Annotated in this window: 15 protein-coding genes; 8 read left to right on the top strand and 7 right to left on the bottom strand. The window is 69.5% G+C overall.

From position 1 onward, the window contains the following. Positions 1-42: 42 nt before the first annotated feature. Positions 43-4,248 (top strand): bifunctional nitrate reductase/sulfite reductase flavoprotein subunit alpha, encoded by a 4,206-nt coding sequence (locus NOCYR_RS24650; protein WP_048834433.1) that lies wholly within the window; start codon positions 43-45, stop codon positions 4,246-4,248. Between the two features lie 121 nt (positions 4,249-4,369). Here NOCYR_RS24650 and NOCYR_RS24645 read toward each other — a convergent pair whose 3' ends face one another. Continuing rightward, a complete protein-coding gene (locus tag NOCYR_RS24645) occupies positions 4,370-5,404 on the bottom strand; it encodes an aldo/keto reductase (RefSeq protein ID WP_014353125.1) in 1,035 nt (344 codons plus the stop codon). Between the two features lie 82 nt (positions 5,405-5,486). Here NOCYR_RS24645 and NOCYR_RS24640 point away from each other — a divergent pair, with 82 nt between their 5' ends. Beyond that, positions 5,487-6,116, top strand: coding sequence for a TetR/AcrR family transcriptional regulator (locus NOCYR_RS24640; protein ID WP_014353124.1), 630 nt, complete (start codon positions 5,487-5,489; stop codon positions 6,114-6,116). Positions 6,117-6,230: 114 nt separating this feature from the next. Here NOCYR_RS24640 and NOCYR_RS24635 read toward each other — a convergent pair whose 3' ends face one another. Continuing rightward, the gene (locus tag NOCYR_RS24635) at positions 6,231-6,806 is read right to left on the bottom strand and encodes a GtrA family protein (protein ID WP_014353123.1); all 576 of its coding nucleotides are present in this window, start codon (positions 6,804-6,806) and stop codon (positions 6,231-6,233) included. 142 nt (positions 6,807-6,948) lie between these two features. Between NOCYR_RS24635 and NOCYR_RS24630 the strand changes: the two genes are divergently transcribed. Both NOCYR_RS24630 and NOCYR_RS24625 read left to right on the top strand, forming a co-directional pair. After that, the gene (locus NOCYR_RS24630) at positions 6,949-7,893 is read left to right on the top strand and encodes an ATP-binding cassette domain-containing protein (RefSeq protein WP_014353122.1); all 945 of its coding nucleotides are present in this window, start codon (positions 6,949-6,951) and stop codon (positions 7,891-7,893) included. Then, the gene (locus NOCYR_RS24625) at positions 7,890-8,669 is read left to right on the top strand and encodes an ABC transporter permease (protein WP_014353121.1); all 780 of its coding nucleotides are present in this window, start codon (positions 7,890-7,892) and stop codon (positions 8,667-8,669) included. The genes NOCYR_RS24630 and NOCYR_RS24625 overlap by 4 nt, the downstream gene beginning before the upstream one ends. Before the next feature lie 235 nt (positions 8,670-8,904). Here NOCYR_RS24625 and NOCYR_RS24620 read toward each other — a convergent pair whose 3' ends face one another. Next, a complete protein-coding gene (locus NOCYR_RS24620; RefSeq protein WP_048833683.1) occupies positions 8,905-12,039 on the bottom strand; it encodes a BTAD domain-containing putative transcriptional regulator in 3,135 nt (1,044 codons plus the stop codon). Between the two features lie 296 nt (positions 12,040-12,335). On the opposite strand from NOCYR_RS24620, the gene NOCYR_RS24615 reads away from it, so the two are divergent. From NOCYR_RS24615 to NOCYR_RS24605, 3 genes are read left to right on the top strand one after another with little or no spacing between them, the layout of a single operon-like run. Next, positions 12,336-12,974, top strand: coding sequence for a DUF4097 family beta strand repeat-containing protein (locus tag NOCYR_RS24615; RefSeq protein ID WP_014353119.1), 639 nt, complete (start codon positions 12,336-12,338; stop codon positions 12,972-12,974). Positions 12,975-12,982: 8 nt separating this feature from the next. Beyond that, a complete protein-coding gene (locus NOCYR_RS24610) occupies positions 12,983-13,177 on the top strand; it encodes a ferredoxin (protein WP_014353118.1) in 195 nt (64 codons plus the stop codon). Positions 13,178-13,210: 33 nt separating this feature from the next. Next, the gene (locus tag NOCYR_RS24605; RefSeq protein ID WP_014353117.1) at positions 13,211-14,425 is read left to right on the top strand and encodes a cytochrome P450; all 1,215 of its coding nucleotides are present in this window, start codon (positions 13,211-13,213) and stop codon (positions 14,423-14,425) included. 87 nt (positions 14,426-14,512) lie between these two features. Here NOCYR_RS24605 and NOCYR_RS24600 read toward each other — a convergent pair whose 3' ends face one another. Together NOCYR_RS24600 and NOCYR_RS24595 are read right to left on the bottom strand one after the other, a co-directional pair. After that, positions 14,513-15,655 carry a glycosyltransferase family 4 protein gene (locus NOCYR_RS24600; protein ID WP_081505506.1) on the bottom strand — a complete coding sequence of 381 codons (1,143 nt, stop codon included), beginning with the start codon at positions 15,653-15,655 and terminating at the stop codon, positions 14,513-14,515. A gap of 81 nt (positions 15,656-15,736) precedes the next feature. Next, positions 15,737-16,201, bottom strand: a complete 465-nt coding sequence (locus NOCYR_RS24595) for a DUF3592 domain-containing protein (protein ID WP_048834430.1) — start codon at positions 16,199-16,201, stop codon at positions 15,737-15,739. Positions 16,202-16,257: 56 nt separating this feature from the next. On the opposite strand from NOCYR_RS24595, the gene NOCYR_RS24590 reads away from it, so the two are divergent. Next, the gene (locus NOCYR_RS24590; protein WP_014353114.1) at positions 16,258-16,764 is read left to right on the top strand and encodes a DUF2505 domain-containing protein; all 507 of its coding nucleotides are present in this window, start codon (positions 16,258-16,260) and stop codon (positions 16,762-16,764) included. Positions 16,765-16,822: 58 nt separating this feature from the next. On the opposite strand, the gene NOCYR_RS24585 is transcribed toward NOCYR_RS24590, so the two are convergent. Both NOCYR_RS24585 and NOCYR_RS24580 read right to left on the bottom strand, forming a co-directional pair. Further along, positions 16,823-17,275 carry a VOC family protein gene (locus NOCYR_RS24585; RefSeq protein ID WP_014353113.1) on the bottom strand — a complete coding sequence of 151 codons (453 nt, stop codon included), beginning with the start codon at positions 17,273-17,275 and terminating at the stop codon, positions 16,823-16,825. A 60-nt stretch (positions 17,276-17,335) separates the two neighbouring features. After that, positions 17,336-17,752 carry a helix-turn-helix transcriptional regulator gene (locus tag NOCYR_RS24580; RefSeq protein WP_014353112.1) on the bottom strand — a complete coding sequence of 139 codons (417 nt, stop codon included), beginning with the start codon at positions 17,750-17,752 and terminating at the stop codon, positions 17,336-17,338. Positions 17,753-17,798 lie beyond the last annotated feature (46 nt).

The following is a 17,798-nucleotide window of genomic DNA, read 5'->3' as shown; positions in this document are numbered from 1 at the left end:
CGGGCAAACCAGCTGAAACCGAGCGCCGCGATGATCGGTGGCATGTCCGATGCGGCGACCAACCGGCAGCCGGGCACGACCAGGACGGCGTGCTCGTACTGCGGTGTGGGCTGCGGCATCACCGTCGACACCACCCGCGACGGCTCGGGCGCCACCGTCATCGCCAAGGTCAGCGGCGACAAACTGCATCCGTCGAACGCGGGCCGGCTGTGCACCAAGGGCGCAACGCACGCCGAACTCATGCGCGCCGATGGCCGCATGCGCACCGCGTACCGGCGTGACGGCCGAGACGAGGCGCCTGTCGCGATCGACGTCGACGCCGCCGTCACCGAGGCTGCCAACCGGTTGCGCGCCATCCTCGATCAGCACGGCCCCGACGCCATCGCCCTCTACGTCTCCGGGCAGATGTCGCTGGAAGCGCAGTACCTGGCCACCAAACTGGCCAAGGGGTATCTGCGCACGGTGCACATCGAGGCCAACTCCCGCCTGTGCATGGCGAGCGCGGGCACCGGATACAAGCAGTCGCTGGGCGCCGACGGGCCGCCCGGCTCCTACGACGACATCGATCAGACCGATCTGTTCTTCGTCATCGGCGCGAACATGGCCGACTGCCATCCCATCCTGTTCCTGCGGATGGCCGACCGGTTGAAGGCCGGCGCGAAGGTGATCGTGGTGGATCCGCGGCGCACCGACACCGCCGCCCGCGCCGACCTGTTCTTGCAGATCGCACCCGGTACCGATCTGGCGCTACTCAACGGGCTGCTGCACCTGCTGGTCGAGGCCGGCGATATCGATGCCGAGTTCATCGCCGAGCACACCGAGGGCTGGGCGGCGATGCCGGAATTCCTCGCCGACTACACCCCGGACCGGGTCGCCGAGATCACCGGCCTGGCCGCCGACGACATTCGGACCGCCGCGCGCTGGATCGGCGAGGCCGGTGAGTGGATGAGCCTGTGGACGATGGGCCTGAACCAGTCCACCCACGGCACCTGGAACACCAACGCCCTGATCAATCTGCATCTGGCCACCGGCGCCATCTGCCGTCCGGGGAGCGGGCCGTTCTCGCTGACCGGCCAGCCCAACGCCATGGGCGGGCGCGAGATGGGGTACATGGGACCCGGCCTGCCCGGTCAGCGCAGCGTGCTGAACCCCGCCGACCGGACCTTCGTGGAGACGGCGTGGGGTCTGGAGCCCGGCACCATCCGCGCCGAATCCGGGCCCGGCACCATCGACATGTTCCGCGGCCTGTCCGCCGGCACCATCAAGGCGGCCTGGATCATCTGCACCAATCCCGTAGCGACCGTGGCCAATCGGAAGACGGTCATCGCGGGCCTGGAAGCGGCCGAGCTGGTGATCGCGCAGGACGCCTACACCGACACCGCCACCGACGCTTACGCCGATCTGCTGCTACCCGCCACCCTGTGGGCCGAGTCCGACGCCGTCATGGTGAATTCCGAACGCAACGTCACGTTGTTGCAGAGCTCGGTGGAACCGGCCGGTGACGCGCGCCCGGACTGGCAGCTGATCGCGCAGGTCGCCACGGCCATGGGATTCCCGGGCTTCGATTTCGCCTCCAGCGCGGAGGTTTTCGACGAGCTGCGGCAGTTCGCGAATCCGGCCACCGGCTACGACCTGCGCGGAATGAGCTACGAGCGGTTGCGGGAAGGGCCGATGCAGTGGCCGTGCCCCGATCCCGAGCAGCGTCGCAATCCGATCCGCTACGTCAACGACGGAGTGAGCCAGACCGAATTCACCGACGCCGACGGTCACCGTCCGCGCTTGGCCTTCCCCACCCCGAGCCGCCGCGCGGTGTTCTGGCCGCGTCCGCATCTGCTGCCCGAGGAGATGCCCGACGACGACTACCCGTTCCTGCTCAATACCGGCCGCCTGCAACATCAGTGGCATTCGATGACCAAGACCGGGCGCATCGACAAACTCACCAAGCTGACCGGCGAACCGTTCGTGGAGATCCACCCCGACGACGCCCGCGCGCTAGAACTCGCCCCCGGCGATCAACTCGAGATCACCTCGCGTCGCGGCCGGGCCGTACTGCCCGCCCGGATCAGTGACCGAGTGCGCCCGGGGAACTGCTTCGCCCCCTTCCACTGGAACGACGAACAGGGTGAATATCTGACCATCAATGCCGTCACCAATGACGCCGTCGATGCCGATTCGCTGCAGCCGGAGTTCAAGGCCTGCGCGGTCGCTCTGCGCCGGGTCGCGCCGGTCGCCCGCCCGGCCCAGCAGCCGCCCCTCGCGCAGCCCGCGCCGAACGGAACCCACCCGCTCGCGGCCATGCTCGGCCTGGACGCGCCCGCGACCCCGACGCTGAGCGAGACCGAACGCATCTACCTCGGCGGTTACCTCGCCGCGCTACATTCGATGCCGGTGACCGGCCAGCCGGTGCTGCCCGCGTCGGCGCCGCTGTCGCCGCAGAGCAGGCTGTGGGTCGACGGGATGCTGGCCGGCATGTATTCCCGTGCCGGCGCGGGTGATTCGGCCGTCGCTGAGCCCACCGAGCAGCGGGTGGTGACGGTGCTGTGGGCCTCGCAGACCGGCAATGCCGAGGAATTCGCCGCGCTCGCCGCGCAACGGCTCACCGAATCGGGTTTCAGCCCACGGCTGCTCGATATGGACTCCTGCGAACTCGGTGCCCTCACCGGCGATGTGCTGGTCATCAGCAGCACCTTCGGCGACGGCGGACCGCCCGACAACGGCAGCGATTTCTGGCAGCGGCTCGACGACAGCCCCGCCCGGCTGACCGGCATGCGCTACGCGGTGTTCGCCCTGGGTGATTCGTCGTATGACGACTTCTGCGGGCACGGCCGCAAACTGGATCAGAAGTTCGCCGAACGCGGTGCCACGCGGTTACTTCCGCGGGTGGATTGCGAACCCGACTTCGCGGAACCGGGGCAGGCCTGGCTGGACGAGGTCATTGCGATACTGACCGGGACCGATGGTGGTGCGGAGGGTTCGGGCGCGGCCTCGGCAGGCTCGGACGGTATCCCGCGTCCTGGTGGGCCCGGTGTGCTCGGCGGTTCCGGCGGCACCGCGACCGCCGTGCTCGATCGCACGATGACCGCGCCCGCTCCGCAGCCCGCGCGCCGCGCCCCCGCACCGTTCACCCGAAACGCCCCGTTGCGTGCGCCGCTGGTGCGCAACGAGGTGCTGAGCAGCGCCGATTCCTCGAAAGAGGTGCGCCGCTTCGGTTTCGATCTGCGCGATCTGGACGTGAGCTACGAGGTCGGCGACTCGCTCGGGATCTGGCCGACGAACTGTCCGTCGCTGGTGCGGGAGTGGCTGGACGCGACCGGCTTGAACGGGCAGCGCACCGTCGAGGTGGATTCGACCGAACTGCCGCTGGCCGAGGCGCTGCGCACCCGTTTCGACATCACCAAGATCTCGCACGATCTGCTGGAATTCGTGGCCGACCGCAATCCGGACCAGCGCCTGGCGAAACTGTTGCGCCGGGACAACCGCAACGAGCTGGCCGGTTACCTGTGGGACCGCCAGGCCGTCGACGTGCTGCGCGACTTCCCGGTGCGCGCCGACCTGGTCGAATGGCTGGGCGCGTTGAAAAAGCTGCAACCGCGCCAGTATTCGATTTCCTCCAGCCCACTGGTCAGCCCGGATCAGGTGGAGTTGACCGTCGGTGTGGTGCGCTACGGCGATCCGGCCGCCGCGGGTTCGGCGGCCCGGCGCGGCGGAGTGTGCTCGACCTTCCTCGCCGACCGCGCCGACGGTGCCGAGGTGCCGATCTTCCTGCAACGCGCCCCGCATTTCCGCCCGCCGCTGGACCCCAGCGTGCCGATGATCATGGTCGGCCCCGGCACCGGCATCGCGCCGTTCCGCGGTTTCCTGCACGAGCGCCGCGCCCTCGGCGCCACCGGCCGCAACTGGCTGTTCTTCGGCGACCAGCACGCCGCCCAGAACTTCTACTACCGCACCGAACTCGAAGACATGTTCCGCACCGGCCACCTGTCCCGCCTCGACCTCGCGTTCTCCCGCGACCAGCGGGAACGGATCTACGTGCAGCACCGCATGATCGAGCACGGCGCCGAACTGTGGTCCTGGCTGCGCGAGGGCGCCCACCTCTACGTCTGCGGCGACGCCGCCCGCATGGCGAAGGACGTCGACGACACCCTGCTCAGGCTCGCCCAAATCCACGGCAAGCTCGACGAAGACGGGGCGCTGGCGTTCAGAAAGCAGATGGTCGCCGAAAAGCGCTACGTCCGCGACGTCTACTGAGCGCCACCAACCTCCACCGTCCCCCTCGCGTCCCGCGCACACGCCGAGAGCCACATGAGCGAGGGGGTTACTCGGCGGATGCCTCGCTCATGTAGCTCTCGCCGTGGCGTGTGGCGGTGCATCACACCGCGGGCGGGTTGAGGCGGGTGAAGTCGGGGAGGCGGTAGTACGGGTAGTAGGGGTAGGGCGGGGTGACGACGCTGGCCTTGTCCAGGCGGGCGATCTGATCGGCGGACAGCTGCCAGCCGAAGGCGCCGAGGTTCTGGCGCAGCTGCTCTTCATTGCGGGCACCGACGATGACGGTCGATACCGTCGGCCGAGTGAGCAGCCAGTTCAGCGCGATCTGCGGGACGGTCTTGCCGGTCTCGGCGGCGATCTCGTCGAGCACGTCGACCACGTCGTAGAGCAGTTCGTCGTCCACCGGCGGCCCGGCCTCGGCGGTCTGGTGCAGCCGGCTGCCTTCCGGAAGTGGTTGTCCGCGACGGATCTTGCCGGTCAACCGGCCCCAGCCGAGCGGGCTCCACACCACCGCGCCTACCCCTTCCGCGCGGCCAAGCGGCATCAGTTCCCATTCGTAATCGCGGCCCACCAGCGAGTAGTAGACCTGGTGCGCGACATAGCGAGTCAGGCCGTGGCGGTCGGCGGCGGCCAGCGATTTCATCAGCTGCCAGCCGGCGAAGTTGGAGGCGCCGAGGTAGCGGATCTTGCCGGCCCGCACCAGATCGTCGAGGGCGTGCAGCACCTCGTCGATGGGGGTGTGGGCGTCGAAGGCGTGCAGTTGGAACAGGTCGATGTGGTCGACGCCGAGCCGCCGCAGCGAGGCCTCCACGGCGCCGATCAACCGGGACCGGCCCGAACCCGCGTCGAATGGGCCCGGTCCGGTGGGCAGGCTCGCTTTGGTGGACAGCAGCAGCTGATCGCGCCGGCCGCGGATGGCGGCGCCGAGCACCTCCTCGGAGGCGCCGTCGGAATAGACATCGGCGGTATCGAACATGGTGACACCCGCCTCCAGGCTGATGTCGACCATCCGCCGCGCCTGCTCGCCGTCGGTGTCGCCCCACGCGCTGAACAGTTCGCCGCGTCCGCCGAAGGTGCCCGCGCCGAAGCTCAATGCGGGAACGAGCAGTCCCGAGGCACCCAAACGCCGGTACTCCATGATGACTCCTAAAGGGTCTATAGTTCCGTTAACGCACCCGAACGTACACCCGTTCGGCAATAAATGAAACTGGAGTCCCGTTATGAGCGAAGAATCGCAGGTCCCGGGGTCGGTCCGGCCCGGTGGCCGCACCGCCCGGGTGCGCGCGGCCGTGCTGGAGGCGGCCGGTGATCTGCTGGCCGAACACGGCTTCGCGCGCCTCGATCTGGCCGAGGTCGCCGCCCGCGCCGAGGTCGGCAAGACCACCGTCTACCGCCGCTGGCGTACCCCGACCGGACTCATCGCCGATCTGCTGGTGGACATGGCCGAAACGTCGGTTTCCCGCGCCGACACCGGTTCCCTGCTCGGCGATCTGACCGCCAACGCCCGCCTGATCGCGAAGACCCTCACCGACCCACGCCAGGGCCGCCTCTTCCAGGCCGTCATCGCCGCCGCCACCTGCGACGAATCCACCGCCGCCGCCCTGCATCGCTTCTACGACATCCGCCTCACCGAATGGTCGCCCTGCATCACCGACGCCATCGACCGCGGCGAGGCCCCACCCGGCACCGACCCCCGCGCCGTGCTCACCGCGGTGGCGGGCCCGCTGTACTACCGGCTGCTCGCGAGTGGGGACCCGATAGACGACTTCGCCGCCCGCAGTGCCGCGGAGTCGGCGGCCGAGACGGCCCGAATGGGTGGGTTCGTTCGCGATCCCGAGCCGGCGGGGTAGTGCGGGCGCGCCGTGGGTCGCGCTTCGGTGATCGCTACCGGCTGACCTGCCGGACATGGCGGAGATGAGTGTCGTCCTAGGCGACCGCGCTGATCCGCGAACTCGGCCGTCAACTCAGAACAACCCGCGCAGCGCGAGAAAGCGCAGCCCGCCGACCGCCGCCATGATCGTGAGCACTGCGCCGGCTCGGGTGAATTCGCCCAGCCCGGGGGCCATGAGGTCGAGAGCGGACAGCGCGGCGGTGCTGGTGAGGAGGCCGATCAATGCCAGCCCGCCGCCCTGCCACTGCGCGGTGAGGCAGCCGACGCGGCCGGCCGCGCCGAAGGTGATCCGGCGGTGCAGTTCGTTCGCGATCATCGTGCTCACGATCGATCCGGCGGCATTGGCGGCCAGCGGACCGAACCCGGCGCAGGCGAGGAACAGCAGCAGATAGCTGAGGTTGCTGGCACCGCCGACCAGGGCGAAGCGCAGCAACTGCGCGCAGGGGTGCGTGCCGAGCAGGGCCTGCCGGATACGGGAACCGGACAACCGATCGAGGTGCGCGCTGAGCAGGGCCTGGCGGACGCGAGAGCCGCCCAGCCGAGCGCCGCTGTCATCTGCGCGCTGGCGACCGCTCCGGTCGGCCCATTCGCTGCGGGTCATCGAGGCGAAGGCGGGATTGGCGGCCGGGGCGAAGGCGGTGCTGTTCACGAGAAGAACCGTCGCCGCCCCGGCTGACGCCGAGCTGACGGCGCACTGACACGTCACTGGCACGGCGTGCGCCGGTCGGCGTCAGCGGACGTATCAGGCCGGTGTCAGGTCGGTATCAGCCCGTCCGGCGACGGTAGTTCCCATGAACACCACAGCAATCGCGGCCTCGGGGCTGCGCAAGTCCTACGGGGACAAGACGGTCCTCGACGGTATCGACCTGACTGTCGGTGCGGGCACCATCTTCGCTCTGCTCGGGCCCAACGGAGCCGGCAAGACGACGACGGTGAACGTCCTGACCACCCTGCTGAAATCCGACGGCGGCACCGCGCGGGTGGCCGGCCACGATCTCGACACCGAGACCAAAGCGGTACGCGCGGCCATCGGCGTCACCGGCCAGTTCGCGGCGGTCGACGGCCTGCTCACCGGCGCGGAGAACCTGCGCCTTATGGCCGATCTGCACCGCCTGCGCGGCAAGGACGGCAAGCGGGTGATCGCCGAACTGCTGGAACGTTTCGATCTGGTCGAGTCGGCGAACAAGCCGGCTGCCAGTTACTCCGGGGGTATGCGCCGCAAGCTCGATCTGGCGATGACCCTGGTCACCAAGCCGCAGATCATCTTCCTCGACGAGCCGACCACCGGTCTGGATCCGCGCAGTCGGCGCACCATGTGGGAGATCGTGCGGGAGCTGACCGACGAGGGCGTCACCATCTTCCTCACCACCCAGTACCTCGAGGAGGCCGATCAGCTGGCCGACCGGATCGCGGTGCTCGATCAGGGCCGCATCGTCGCCGAGGGCACCGCCGAGGAACTCAAGCGCCGCGTGCCCGGCGGCCACATCCGGCTCCGCTTCGCCGACGCCGCACAGCTGGCGACGGCGGCCCAGATCCTGCCCGAAGCCACCGCCGACCATGACGCGCTCACCCTCGACGTCCCCGGCGACGGCGATTCGACAACCCTGCGCGCCCTGCTGGACCGGCTCGCCGCGCACACCATCGAGGCCGCGCAGGTCTCCATCCACACCCCCGATCTCGACGACGTTTTCCTTGCCCTGACCGGGCACGCCACCACGGAGGCCGAAGCACGATGAGCACCCTGTCCGCGACCAGCAGCCTGTCCGCCGCTCTGTACGACTCGTCGGTGATGTTGCGCCGCAACTTCACCCACGTCACCCGCTCGCCCGTCACCATCTTCAATGCGGCGTTGATGCCGGTGATGATGATGCTGATCTTCGTCTACGTCTTCGGCGACGCCTTCGATGTCGGCGAGGACTACATCGACTACGCCGTGCCCGGCATGCTGATGCTCGCCATCAGTTACGGCCTGTCCGGCACCGCCGTCGCGGTGAGTTCGGATATGACCAACGGTGTCATCAACCGGTTCCGGGTCATGGACGTCTCCCGCGGCGCCGTGCTCACCGGCCACGTGGCGGCCAGCCTGGTGACCAACGTGGTCGCCATCGCCTCCGTCCTCGCCGTCGGCTTCGCGCTCGGATTCCGTTCCCCGGCAACGCTTGTGCAGTGGCTCGGCGCCCTCGGCGTCCTGCTCGCCACCGCCTTCGCCGCCGCCTGGCTGACCGTCGCCCTCGGTATGGCCGCGAAAACTCCGGAGGCCGCGGGCATGTCGGTGGTCCCGCTGATCATGCTGCCCTTCCTGAGCAGCGCCATCGTCCCCGCCGACAAGATGGGCCCCGGCGTGCGCCAGTTCGCCGAATACCAGCCCTTCACCCCCATCATCGAATCCGTCCGCGGCTTCCTCACCGGCGCCCCGTCCACCGGCTACACCCTCGCCGCCCTCGCCTGGTGCGCCGGCTTCGCCATCATCGGCTACCTCTGGTCCCGCGCCACCTTCACCAAGCGCGCGTGACCCCGCCCGCCCCATCGCCTCGGTGACCTCAGATCACCGAGGCGTTAGGGCGTTGTCCGGACGCGCGTCTGGACGGTCGGACAATCGGCGGGGGGCGTGACGGCGTACCACCGACGTTGACTATTTCGAGAAGCTGGCTGTCGGTGGCACCGTGACGTTGCCTCTCGAGACACAGGTGTGGGGGATGAGGCAGGCTCGCTGGTGGGCCGGTTCGGCATCAGCTGGATGTTCGACATCACCAGCCTTTGAGGGTGTCGGCTACCAGATCCTGGGGGTCGGTGTGGGCGCCCTCGTGGGTTGCCTTCGTGAAGAGGGTTTCGTCGAGGTGGGTACGGGCCTTCTGTTCGATTCTGGCGGCGTCGGGGTGGGAAAGGTCGGGGAGGCCGCGGACGGTGGTGGCGGCGGCGAGGAGGCGGGCGGCCTGCTCGTATTGTCCGGCGCGCACGGCTAGATCGGCGATGCCGATGAGGATGTTGGCCATCAGCAGGGCGTGGCCGGCTGCCGCGGCGGAGCGGAAGGCCGCGTCGCACTGTGCCGCGGCCTCGGCGAGGTCGTCGGTGAGGTAGGCGAGCAGGATGTGGACTGTCGCACTGACATTCGGCTGCTCCGCGTCGGCGCAGAGTAGGGTTCGGGCTAGCTCGATCTGCTGGTGCGCCAGGGTGGGGTCATCGTTCAACCGCGCCAGCTCCGCACGCGCCAGGGCGACTTCGGCAAGAGCGGTGGGCCAGCCGTTCTGGTCGGCGCAGCGCTGCGCTTCGGCGAGGGCGGCCGCGCTCGCCTCCGGATCGCCGAGCACCCAGTGCAGCTGAGCCTGACGCGCCCGCATCGCCACCACGTCCTCGAGCGCGCCGACCTCGGTGACCACCGCGATGGCCTCGTCGAAAAGGGCAATGGCGCGCGGTAATTCACCGCGCAAAGCGGTCCGATTAGCCAGTTCGGTGAGCGCGAACGACATGCCCCAGCGTTCGCCGAGCGCACGGAATTCGGTCAACGCCTGCGCCAGGTAGTCGTCGGCCTCCTGCCCCGAGTGGCCGAGCACGGTCCGCAACTTGCCGAGCTGCAGCCGGGCCAGCGCACGCACCCAGGGGTCCTCGTCGTCGAGCAGGGATTCGAAGGCGGGCAGGTATTCGCCGGGGCCCTGCAACATCCGGTCGAGTGCGGCGGTGAACCGGAGGGCGGGATGGCCGCCGACGACGTCGCGGCCGAAGCGGTGCGCCTTGCGGATCCATTCGGCGATCTGCTGCTCGTCGTTGCGGCCCGAGGACACGAAATGCACGACCAGCCCGTACACCATGGCCCGGGTCTCGTCATCGACCTCGCCGGGGAGTTCGGCGGCCGCGAGCACCAGCTCGGTGCCCTCACCCTTGTGCCCGCCCAGCCACCAGTACCAGCCCGCGGCCGCCGCCAGCCGCATCGCGCCGGCGGTGTCTGCGTCCGCGAGGGCACCACGCATCGCCACCGCGATGTTGTCGTGCTCGGCTTCGAGCACGGCCAGCCATTCCAGCTGTTCGGCGCGGCGCAGATGCGGTTCGGCGGTGGCCGCGAGGCCGGTGAAGTAGTTCAGGTGCGCGCGACGGGCAGCCTCGGCATCGCCGGATTCGGCCAGCCGGTCGGCGGCGTACTGCTTGATCGTTTCGAGCATGCGGAAGCGCAGGCCGTCGTCGGTGGCGATCAGCAGCGATTTCTCGGTGAGCGCGGTCAGCAGTTCCAGCACCTGCCACGGTTCGACCGTGCTGCCGTCGGCGCAGACCTGTTCGGCCGCTTCCAGACTCGCCCCACCGGCGAACACCGCGAGCCTGCGCAACACCTGACGTTCGGCGTCGCTGAGCAGCTCCCAGCTCCAGTCCACCACCGCGCGCAACGTGCGGTGCTGGCGGATCGCGGTGCGGCTGCCGCCGGTGAGCAGCCGGAACCGGTCGTCGAGGCGGTGCGCGAGCTGATCGAGGGACATAGTGCGCAAGCGCGCCGCAGCCAGTTCGATGGCCAGCGGAATGCCGTCGAGCGCACGGCAGATCCGGGCCATGGTCGCCAGCGTGGCCGGATCGGTGTCCAGGTCTTGGCGGACCGCGCTCGCCCGGTCCCGCAGCAGTGCGACGGCGGGGGAGTCCGCGATCACGGCGGCATCGGCGGTCGGGGCGGGCAAGGCCAGCGGCTCCACCTGCCACAGCGCCTCCCCGGTGATACCGAGCGGTTCCCGGCTCGTCGCCAGAATTCGCAGCCGGGTGCATTCGCCGAGCACCCGATGCGCAAAGGCGGCCGCGGCCTCGATGACGTGCTCGCAGTTGTCCAGGATCAGCAGGGTTTCGCGGTCGCGGATCGCCGCGATCAGCCGCTCCATCGGCTCGGCGTTCGGCGCGCTGCCCAGCAGTGCGTCCCGCAGCCCGAACGCCGCGAGCGCGGCCTGCGCCAGATCGCCGCTGCCGTCGACGCCGGCCAGCTCGACCAGCCAGGCGCCGTCGGGCAGATCGCCGAGCATGGTCCGCGCGGTCTCCACCGCCAGACGGGTTTTGCCCGAACCGCCGGGACCGGTGATGGTCGTGAGCCGGTGCGCCGCGATGAGTTCGCGCACCGCGGCGATATCGGTGAGTTTGCCGACGTAGCTGGTGAGTTCGGCGCGCAGATTCGTGGTGCGCTCCTGCGGCCGCGCGCCCACCTCGCCGCGCAGCAGAGCCACATGCAGCGCGGACAACTCCGGTGACGGGTCCACGCCGAGTTCATCGGCGAGGGCTTCCCTGGTGCGCTGGAACACCGCTAGCGCTTCCGGTCCGCGCCCCGCGGCGGCCAGTGCCCGCATGAGCGAGCCGGCGAGTCGCTCCCGCACCGGATGCTGAGCGACCAGATCAGTCAGCTCGGTGACCAGTTCCGCACCACGACCCAGCCGGATCTCGGCCTCGTACAGATCCTCCATGGCCGACAGTCGCAAGCCGTCGTACCTGGTGACGACCGCGGCGATATCGTCGCTGTCGCCGAGATCCTGCATCGCCGCCCCGCGCCACAGCTCCACGGCTTCCCGCAGCAGCCTGGCCTGATGCGCGTCGTCGCCGCCGCGCGCCTGGTCGAGCAGTTGATCGAAGCGCACCGCATCGACCGCACCCGGCTCGACGGCCAGCCGATAACCGCCCGCCTGCACATCGAGTGCGCCATCGGGCAGCACCCGGCGCAACCGGGAGACCAACGCCTGTAAGGCATTCGCGGCATCTGCGGGCGGCTGCTCGCCCCAGATCCAGTCGATCAGCTTCGTCTTGGCGACCGCGCGGCCCGGCTCGAGCGCGAGGGCGACCAGCAAAGCGCGCAGCCGAGCACCCGGTATCGCTATCAATCCGCCCTCATCTGTCCGGATTTCCAGCGGGCCGAGCATCGTGATCTGCACCGGCCCATTCTGCCCGGGGCGTCAACGGGGCGCGCGCTCGTCTGGCATCCGGTCCGTGCGCGGTGCCGGACAGCCAGGGGGCAGCGGGGTCGCGTCATCTGGCGAGCGAGCGGCCCGAGGTCTTGCGACGGGTCGAATCCCCTGGTCAGTGCGGGTTTCCCTGGGGGCTCACCATGTGAGGCGAGGCATCAGCTCGGTGTCAGCTTCGTATCAGCCGGTCCCGCGACAGTAATCCCATCAACGCAACAGCGACCGCGGCGAGCAGGCGGCGGGAGCACGATCTCGAGGAGACCACCATGTACACCTTCCAGACCCCGCAGCCGATCGCCGTCACCGTCGATGTGCTGGCCGCCGACGTCACCGTCATCGCCTCCGAGCGCACCGACAGCGTCGTGGTGGTCCGCCCGGCCGACGAATCGAAGAAGGCCGACGTGCGGGCCGCCGAGCAGACCACCGTCGAATTCGCCGGCGGCGTGCTGAGCGTGCGCACTCCGAAGACCTGGCGCACCCACACCCCGTTCGGTGGCAACGCCGCGATCACCGTGACCATCGAGGTGCCCGCCGGCTCGGAGCTGACCAGCACCACCGCCGTCGGGCAGGTCGTCGGCGCGGGCGAACTCGGCCATTGCGAGCTGAGCGTGTCGCTGGGCGACATCGTCGTCGAGCGTCCGCTGGGCTCGGTGACGGCGAAGACCGCCAAGGGCGATATCCGCATCGGTGCCGCCGTGCGCGGTGAGCTGCGGCTGGAGACCTCGGTCGGCGCACTCGAGGTGGGCATTCACCCGGGCAGCGCAGTGCGGCTGGAGACCGAGGTCGCCCGCGGCACCGTGCAGAACACGCTGGCTCCCGTCGGTGCCGACGCGGCCGACACCGTGCGGGTGTTCGCGCGGAACTCGCTCGGCAACATCGTCATCCGGCACGCCGCCGCCGCGTAGGCCGAGCCGTGCTGGAACTGCAGGTGGACCGGGAGCGGTGCATCGGCGCAGGTATGTGCGCGCTCACCGCTCCCGCCGTCTTCGACCAGGACCCGGACGACGGGCGGGTGCTGCCGGTTCACTCTCCCGCCGCGCAGGACGAGTCGGCGGTCCGCGAGGCCGCGCTGCTGTGCCCGTCCGGCGCCATCACCTTCCGCGACTAGCTTTTCGAATCTTCTCTTCGACAAGGAATTCCGATGACCGAGACAGTGCCCTACGGCCTTCCGATGCAACGCGACGCCGGCCCCTTCGATCCGCCGAGCGAGATCACCCGGCTGCGCGAGACCCGCCCGGTCAGCCCGCTGCGGTTCCCCGACGGCCACGACGGCTGGCTGGTGACCGGTTACGAGGCGGTGCGCACGCTGATGGCCGACACCCGGTTCAGCTCGCGCCAGGACCTCGGCATCGTGCATGTGCCCTACGAGACGCCCGGGATGCCGGCCGCCACTGAGCCGTCGCCGCAGATGCCGGGGGTGTTCGTCGCCATGGATCCGCCGGATCACACCCGGTTGCGGCGCAAACTCACCGGTGCGTTCACCGTCCGGCGGATGCGGGCGCTGGAAGAGCGCATCAGCGAGATCGTCGAGCAGCAGCTCGATGCTATGGCGCGACTCGCCCCGCCGGTCGACCTGGTCTCGGAGTTCGCGCTGCCGGTGCCGTCGCTGGTGATCTGCGAGATGCTCGGCGTGCCCTACGCCGATCGCGCGACCTTCCAGGTGAACTCCGCCAAGTTCCTGGTCAAGGACCAGACGCTGGAGGAGAAGATGGGCGCATTCGGCGCCATGCACGGCTACCTCGCCGAACTGGTCACCGCCAAGCGCGCCGAACCCGGCGAGGACATCCTGTCCGACCTGGCCCGCGACGAGGATCTGGGCATCGACGAGCTCACCGGCATCGCCTTCCTGCTGCTGCTCGCCGGTCACGAGACCACCGCGAACATGCTCGCGCTCGGCACCTTCGCCCTGCTCGAGCATCCCGACCAGCTGGCCCGGTTGCACGCCGACCCCGAGCTGATCCCCGACGCCGTCGAAGAACTGCTGCGCTACCTCTCGGTCGCCGACATCTTCTACCGCTACGCCACCGAGGACATCGAACTCTGCGGCGAAACCATCCCCGCAGGCTCCACCGTCGTCATCTCGCTACTGGCCGCCAACCGCGACCCCCAGCGTTTCCCCGACCCCGACCGCCTCGACGTCCACCGCAAGGCCCGCGGCCACACCACCTTCGGCCACGGCATCCACCAGTGCCTCGGCCAGCAGCTGGCCCGCATCGAGATGCGCGCCGGTTTCGCCGGCCTCCTCCGCCGCTTCCCCACCCTCGCCCTCGCCATCCCGGCGGAGGAGGTGAAGCTCCGCACCGACATGAACATCTATGGCGTCCACGAACTCCCGGTCACCTGGACCACGGCGTGAAAGGTCCGGGGCGGCTACCTGCCGCCCCGGTCAAACGGCCACCGCCCCGATGCGACGAGCAGCATCGGGGCGAGGCTCGCGGGCCGTCTACGCCGAGCGCGGTATCCGGAGTTCGGTGCCGCTCACCTCGGCGTAATGCCCCATCAACTCCGCGCAGATGGCGGGCCAGGTGCGGTGCAGGACGGATTTGCGGGCGGCGCCGGCGAAGCGGGTGCGCAGGGTGGGGTCGCGGAGGGCGGCGACGGCGCTGGGGAGCAGTTCGGTGAAACGGTCCACCGGCAGCAGGTATCCGTTGCGGCAGTGGGCGATCAGGTCGCGCGGGCCGCCGGCGTCGGGGCCGATGACGGGGACGCCGGAGGCCAGCGCCTCCTGCACGCCTTGGCAGAAGGTTTCGTGTTCGCCGGCGTGCACCATCACATCGAGGCTCGCGTAGGCCTGGGCGAGTTCGTCGCCGCCGAGTTCGCCGGTGAAGATCGCGCCGGGCAGCAGCCGGGTCAGCCGGGCGCGTTCAGGGCCGTCACCGACGATCACCAGCTGGATGTCCGGATCGTGAGCGAGCGCCGCCAGCCGTTCGACGTGCTTCTCCGGCGCCAACCGGCCGACGAAGCCGACGATCAGTTTCGACGAACCACCCAGCCACGATTCCCGCAGGCCGGCCCGCTGCGCCGACGGCGTGAACCGCGCGATATCCACCCCGCGCCCCCACCGATGCACCCGCGGGATGCCGTGCCGGGCCAGATCCGCGGCCGCCGCCGACGACGGCGCCAGCGTGCGCGCCGCACCCTCGTGGATCCGCCGCGTCCACCCCCAGGCCGCGCGGCTGGCCAAGCCGAGCCCATAGCTCTTCGCGAATCCGGCGACGTCGGTCTGATACACCGCCACCGCAGGCAGATCCAGCCGCAACGCCGCCCCGAGCCCACCGGCGCCGAGCAGGAACGGCGAGGCCAGATGCACCACGTCGGCGTCGAAATCCGCGATGGCCCGCACCATTCCCGGTTGCGGCAGGCCGACGGGCAGCGAACTGATCTTCGGGACCATCACCGCGGGCACCCGGTACACCGGGAACCGCCCGTGGAATCGTGGTGCGGGTGGCTCGCCGCGCACCGTGTCCGGCGCGACGACCAGCGCGTCGTGCCCGTGCTGGTCCAGATGATCGAGGACCCGGAGCACGGAATTGACGACACCGTTCATATTCGGCAGGAAAGACTCCGACACGATGGCTACGCGCACGTCTCCAGTGTGGTTGTCGGCGCCGTCACCCCAGTCACGCCGACATGACGCCCACGCGAAGTTCCGGCGAACAGCTCCCGGTCAGACCTGCGCGCTCGCCACCACGACCGGCCTGCGCCCCATCCGCCGCAGAATCCACAGCGTCGGCAGCGCGAGCGCCCAGGTCACCGCGATCACCGACAGCGCGGGCGGTATCGCGACCCGCACATCGCGCCCGGCCACGCGCACCAGGTCGGGATCGGCCCGGTTGTATTCGACATTGATGTGCTCACCCTTGGTGAGGTTGGTCGGGTAGAGCACCCCGACCTTCGGGTTGTGCGTCACCCCGTCGGGCGTCACATACATCACCGTCGAGCGCAGCCGCCCCGCCGAGAGCACCTCGCCGGTGGTGCGGCCCATATCCGAGCTGATCTGGTAGTCGTTGCGCCAGGCCGCCAGCACCAGCAGCCCCATCAGCACACTGACCACGATCGCGGCCGTGAGTACGCCGATCCGCGCCCGCCGCAGGCGGACCGGACGCCCTTCCAGCTGACTGGTTTCCGACACCGCCACAGGTTACTGGACACCGGGCCGCCCCCGGCCGGGTCGGCTACCGTGACGCCATGTCCCGAAAATTCAGCTTCACGGTGCCCTACACCGTTCCGGTGGAAGACCTGCACCGGGCACTCACCGGCGACGAGCTGTGGCAGGCGCGTTTCGCCGGCGCCGAGACCGCCACCCTCGATCTGGCCCATCCGGGCGGCGAGGGCACCATCCGGCTCGCGATGAGCGAGAAGATCCGGCCCGACAAGATTCCGAGCATCGTGCGCAAGGTGCTCAAGAGCGATCTGGTCGTCTCCCGCACCGACACCTGGCAGCCGCTGACCGGCGAAATCGCCAAGGGCAGCTTCGAAGGCACCTCCAAGGGCGTCAACTCGGAGATGTCGGGCACCTATGAGCTGCGCGCCACCGCCGAGGGCAGCGAAATCGAGGTCGTCGGCACCGTGAAGGTCAAGGTTCCGCTGGTCGGCGGCGCCATCGAGCCGCTGGCCGAGCAGTTGCACCACCGCGTCCTCGACAGCGAACGCAAGTTCATCGAGAAGTGGTTCGCCGAGCAGGCCTCCGCCTGATCCACGCCCCTGCGAGCCAGCCGGATGTGCACCGTCGCGGCGCACATCCGGCGACGCCTCACTGCGCGGCCGGGTCGTAGTCCTTGCTCTCGTCATAGGCCTTCGGCTCGACCAGGACCAGCCAGTTCCCCGAATTGTCCCGGAACACCGCCTCCACACCGTAGGGACGGTCCGACGGCGGTTGCACGAACTCGACGCCCTTGGCCGACAGCTCCTCATAGGCCTTCTGACAATTGTCGGTATTGAGCCCGAGCGCGCCGTGGGTCCCGTTGGCGAGCGCGCGCCGGATCGCGTCGGCGAGATTGTCGTCCAGCGGCGGGCCGGGCACCATCAGCGTCACCTCCAGCTCGCGCTGATCCGGATGGCAGACGCTGACCCACCGGAACCCGTTGTCGCCCATCGTGATATCGGCGGTCTCCACGAAACCGAGCTTGTCGATGTACCAGTTCTTGGCCGCGTCCTGATCGGTCACATACACCGTGACCAGCGAAATGTTCTTGATCGGAGTCATGAACTCAGGCTAGGGCGGGCCAGACCGCTGCGGCTTCTCCGAAATTGCTCTGTGCTGGGTTCACAGACCGCGGTCGGGCCGCGGCGCGCGATCGGAGAGCCCGTGCATGAACACATAGCAACCGGGGATCCGGGGCGCGCCGTCGGCGGCGAACTTCGCCTGATACGCCGACGGCGACATCCCGACCAGTTCGGTGAACTTGCGGGAGAACGATCCGAGACTGGTGTAGCCGACGAGCATGCAGGCCTCGGTCACGGTGACATTCGTGGCGCGCAACAGGTCCTGCGCCCGCTCGATGCGTCGCTCGGCCAGATACACCGCGGGGGTCTTGCCGTAGGTCGCGGCGAAACAGCGCAAAAAGTGATACTTCGACACCCCAGCCGCGGCGGCCAGACCGTCCAGGTCCAGCGGCTGGGCGTATTCGCGGTCGGCGAGATCCCGCGCTCGCCGCAGATGCGGGAGCAGGTCTTCGGGCACCGGTCGCGGCGTCACCGGACCACTGTATGCCGGCGCCGACTCACCG

Origin of the sequence: Nocardia cyriacigeorgica GUH-2, from assembly GCF_000284035.1 — a bacterium.
Lineage (GTDB): Bacteria > Actinomycetota > Actinomycetes > Mycobacteriales > Mycobacteriaceae > Nocardia > Nocardia cyriacigeorgica_B.
The sequence above is the reverse complement of the archived record's forward strand: the minus strand, read 5'-3'. Positions and strand labels throughout refer to the sequence as shown.

Bases quoted from the DNA above. Each gene is read 5' to 3' on its own strand.
- NOCYR_RS24590 (WP_014353114.1), top strand. From the start codon at position 16,258: ATGTCCCGAAAATTCAGCTTCACGGTGCCCTACACCGTTCCGGTGGAA.
- NOCYR_RS24640 (WP_014353124.1), top strand. From the start codon at position 5,487: ATGAGCGAAGAATCGCAGGTCCCGGGGTCGGTCCGGCCCGGTGGCCGC.
- NOCYR_RS24615 (WP_014353119.1), top strand. From the start codon at position 12,336: ATGTACACCTTCCAGACCCCGCAGCCGATCGCCGTCACCGTCGATGTG.
- NOCYR_RS24605 (WP_014353117.1), top strand. From the start codon at position 13,211: ATGACCGAGACAGTGCCCTACGGCCTTCCGATGCAACGCGACGCCGGC.
- NOCYR_RS24630 (WP_014353122.1), top strand. From the start codon at position 6,949: ATGAACACCACAGCAATCGCGGCCTCGGGGCTGCGCAAGTCCTACGGG.
- NOCYR_RS24645 (WP_014353125.1), bottom strand. From the start codon at position 5,404: ATGGAGTACCGGCGTTTGGGTGCCTCGGGACTGCTCGTTCCCGCATTG.
- NOCYR_RS24625 (WP_014353121.1), top strand. From the start codon at position 7,890: ATGAGCACCCTGTCCGCGACCAGCAGCCTGTCCGCCGCTCTGTACGAC.
- NOCYR_RS24585 (WP_014353113.1), bottom strand. From the start codon at position 17,275: ATGACTCCGATCAAGAACATTTCGCTGGTCACGGTGTATGTGACCGAT.
- NOCYR_RS24650 (WP_048834433.1), top strand. From the start codon at position 43: ATGTCCGATGCGGCGACCAACCGGCAGCCGGGCACGACCAGGACGGCG.